General features: G+C 68.7%; 2 protein-coding genes. Both read left to right on the top strand.

Going from position 1 to position 3,704, the window contains the following annotated elements; translation table 11 throughout:
- Positions 1 to 2,435 (top strand): SDR family NAD(P)-dependent oxidoreductase (locus tag ACFVS9_RS34075; RefSeq protein ID WP_389938883.1); only part of this gene is annotated, 2,435 nt, incomplete at its 5' end.
- A 121-nt stretch (positions 2,436 to 2,556) separates the two neighbouring features.
- Positions 2,557 to 3,704 (top strand): beta-ketoacyl synthase N-terminal-like domain-containing protein (locus tag ACFVS9_RS34070; RefSeq protein WP_389938886.1); only part of this gene is annotated, 1,148 nt, incomplete at its 3' end.

Here is a 3,704-nt window from a genome sequence, read left to right as displayed (position 1 = left end):
AGCCGGTGCGTTTCCAGGAGACGGTGGAGCGTCTTCTGGGTGAGGGTGATGCGGTGTTCGTGGAGGTGAGTCCGCATCCGGTGTTGGTGGGTGCGCTGCAGGAGATTGATCCGGATGTTCTGGCGGTGGGGACGTTGCGCCGGGACGAGGGTGGGATGGGCCGGTTGCTGACCTCGATGGCGCAGTTGTGGGTGCGGGGTGTCGATACCGACTGGAAGTCCCTGTTCGACGGAACCACGGATCGGCCCGTCGACCTGCCGACGTATGCCTTCCAACGGGACCGCTACTGGCTCGGAACCTCGGCCCCGCGGACCTCTGCGGCGGAAGCCTCCGCCGAAAGCTTCTGGAGCGTGGTGGAGCAGGAGGACCTGGAGGCCCTCGCGCAGACCCTGCGACTCGACGACGCGCACTCCGAGCTGAAGAGGGTGCTGCCCGCGCTGTCGGCGTGGCACCGTCGGCACAGTGCGGCCTCTTCGATGGAGTCGTTGCGGTACGGCGCCGAATGGACGCCACTGCCTGACAACAGAGCTGTACGCCTGACCGGTACCTGGCTCGTTGTCATGGCACCGGACCAGGTGAACGGCGAGCTGAGCGAAACGGTCGCCGAGGCGCTCCGGGTGCACGGGGCCACTGTCGTCCCGCTGGTGATGCCCGACGACGCACAGGAGTGGGCCGGCCTGCTTGCCACGCATTCCGAGGCGGTCGGCGCGGTCTCGCTGCTCGCTCAGGACGAACAGCCCCTCCCGGACGCGCCCGCGGTCCCGGCCGGCTTCGGCCGGACGTTGTCGCTGATCCAGGGAATGGAAGCCGCCCGTGTGGCCGCCCCTCTGTGGTGCGTTACCCAGGGCGCCGTTTCCGTCGCCGAGGCAGACCCGCTCACCAGCCCCGCGCAGGCGATGGTCTGGGGCCTCGGCCGGGTCGTAGCGCAGGAACTCCCCGAACGCTGGGGAGGGCTGGTGGATCTGCCCGCCACGCCCGACGCCGAAGCCCTCAGCCGTCTCTGCGCGGTGATGGTGGGCAACGTCCACGAGGACCAGGTCGTGGTGCGGCCCTCCGGCGTCCTGGGGCGCCGGATCGTCCGGACGCCCATCGGCGCGGAACTGGACGGTGCCTGGTCCCCGGGCCGCGGAACGGTACTGATCACCGGGGGTACCGGTGCCCTCGGTGGGCAGGTCGCCCGCTGGCTGGCGTCCAAGGGGGCCGAGCACCTCCTGCTGGTCAGTCGCCGGGGAGCCACGGCCCCGGGTGCCGCGGAGCTGAAGGACGAGCTGACCGCAGCCGGCGCCCGAGTGACGCTGACGGCGTGCGACATCACCGACGCGCATGCGCTCCGCGAGCTCGTGGCCTCCGTACCGGACGAGTATCCGCTGACCGCGGTGATCCACACCGCTGCGGTACTGGACGACGGGGCCGTCACCACGCTGACACTGGATCAGGTCGACCGAGTGCTGAAGGCCAAGGCCGATACCGCTTGGCGTCTGCACGAGCTGACCCGGAAGCTGGACCTCTCGGCCTTCGTCCTCTTCTCCTCGCTCGCGGGAACGGTCGGCATGGCGGGCCAGGGCAACTACGCGCCCTCGAACGCCTATCTCGACGCTCTCGCCCAGTACCGCCGCTCACACGGACTCACGGCCACTTCCGTGGCGTGGGGCTCCTGGGCACAGGGCGGTATGGCCGAACTGACCGCGGTGAATGACGTCCGCCTCCGGCACGGCGTACCCCTCCTTCCCCCGGAGTCGGCGGTCTCCGCCCTGGAGGCCGCGCTGGAGAACGACGACACGACCGTGGTCATCGCCGACATCGACTGGGACCGGTTCACTCATGCCTACACCGCGACGAGGCAGAGCCATCTGCTCGACGAGATCCCCGAGGCCCGAACCGTCCTGAAGGCCGCGGCTCCCACCGGGCCGGCCACCACCTTGCGCGACCAGCTGGCGGGCCTGGCACCCCAGGAGCGTGACCGGCAGCTGGTGGGTACGGTCCGCAGTCATGTGGCAGCCGTGCTCGGGCACGAATCGGCCGACGCGGTCGGACTCCGACGGCAGTTCCTGGAACTCGGGCTGGACTCCGTCACCGCGGTCGAACTACGCAACCGGCTGAATTCCGCGAGCGGTCTTCGGCTGCCCACCACCGTGATCTTCGACCATCCCACGGTGGCCGAACTCGTCAGCCGTCTCGGAGCCGAGATGTTCGGGGACAGCGAGGGACCGGCCACACCTGGCGGCGCCGAACTGGACAGTCTGGAAGCCCTCGTGGCGACGATGGCGGACGGTGACCCATCCAGGGCGGAGATCGGGGGAAGACTGCGCAGTCTCCTCCGGTCGGTCTCCGGCACCGCGCAGCCGGACGAGCCGGCCGTCGAGACCGAGGAACTCGAGGCTGCCAGTAACGACGAGATCTTCGAATTCATCGAGAAGGAATTCGGAATCTCCTGACTTCCTCGTTCTCAGGGGTTTGCGGCTCACACAGTTTTGACCCACACGGTTCTGACTCACACGGTTCTGACTCACCACATGGGGCAAGCACATGGAAGACGTCAAGAAACTTCGCCACTACCTGACCCGCGTCACGGCGGAACTCCAGGAGACGCGCGCTCAGCTACGGGTGGCGGAGTCGGCCGGCAGTGAGCCGGTGGCGATCGTCGCCATGAGCTGTCGGTACCCCGGTGGCATCTCGTCACCCGAGGACCTGTGGGGAATGGTGTCCACCGGCCAGGACGGGATCTCTGAATTCCCCGCCGACCGCGGATGGGACCTGTCAGCCCTGATCGACGTGGACGGCGAGAGGCCCGGTACCTCGTACGTGGCCGAGGGCGGCTTCCTGCACGACGCGGGGGAGTTCGATGCCGGGTTCTTCGGGATTTCGCCGCGTGAGGCGTTGGCGATGGATCCGCAGCAGCGGTTGTTGCTGGAGACGTCCTGGGAGCTCTTCGAGCGTGCGGGTATCGATCCGTCGTCGGTCCGGGGGAGCCACACGGGGGTCTTCGTGGGCTCCAGCTTCCGCGACTACGGCAGCAGGCTGCCCTCGATCCCGGAAGAGGTCGAAGGCCACGCCATGACGGGTGCGGCGGGCAGTGTGGCGTCGGGGCGTATCGCGTACACGTTCGGCCTGACCGGTCCTGCGGTCACCGTGGACACGGCGTGCTCGTCCTCGTTGGTGGCGTTGCACCTGGCGGCGCAGTCCCTGCGCCAGGGCGAGTGCACGATGGCGCTGGCCGGTGGCGTCGCCGTGATGTCCACTCCGGATCTCTTCACGGAGTTCAGCCGTCAGCAGGGTCTGGCCCGTGACGGCCGGTCCAAGGCATTCGCCGCTTCCGCGGACGGCATGGGCGCGGCAGAAGGTGTGGGGCTGCTGCTGGTGGAGCGGTTGTCGGATGCGGTGCGTAACGGGCATCAGGTGTTGGCTGTGGTGCGGGGTTCGGCGGTGAACCAGGACGGTGCGTCGAACGGTCTGACGGCCCCGAACGGTCCGGCGCAGCAGCGGGTGATCCGCCAGGCCCTGGCGAACGCCGGGGTGTCCGGAGCCGGGGTGGACGTGGTGGAGGCGCACGGCACGGGGACGCCACTCGGTGACCCGATCGAAGCACAGGCGTTGCTTGCGACCTATGGCCAGGATCGGCCTGCGGAGTTGCCGCTGTTGTTGGGGTCGTTGAAGTCGAATATCGGGCATGCGCAGGCGGCTGCGGGTGTGGGTGGGGTCATCAA

Origin of the sequence: Streptomyces sp. NPDC058008, assembly GCF_042886395.1 — a bacterium.
Classification (GTDB): Bacteria; Actinomycetota; Actinomycetes; order Streptomycetales; family Streptomycetaceae; genus Streptomyces.
The sequence above is the reverse complement of the archived record's forward strand: the minus strand, read 5'-3'. Positions and strand labels throughout refer to the sequence as shown.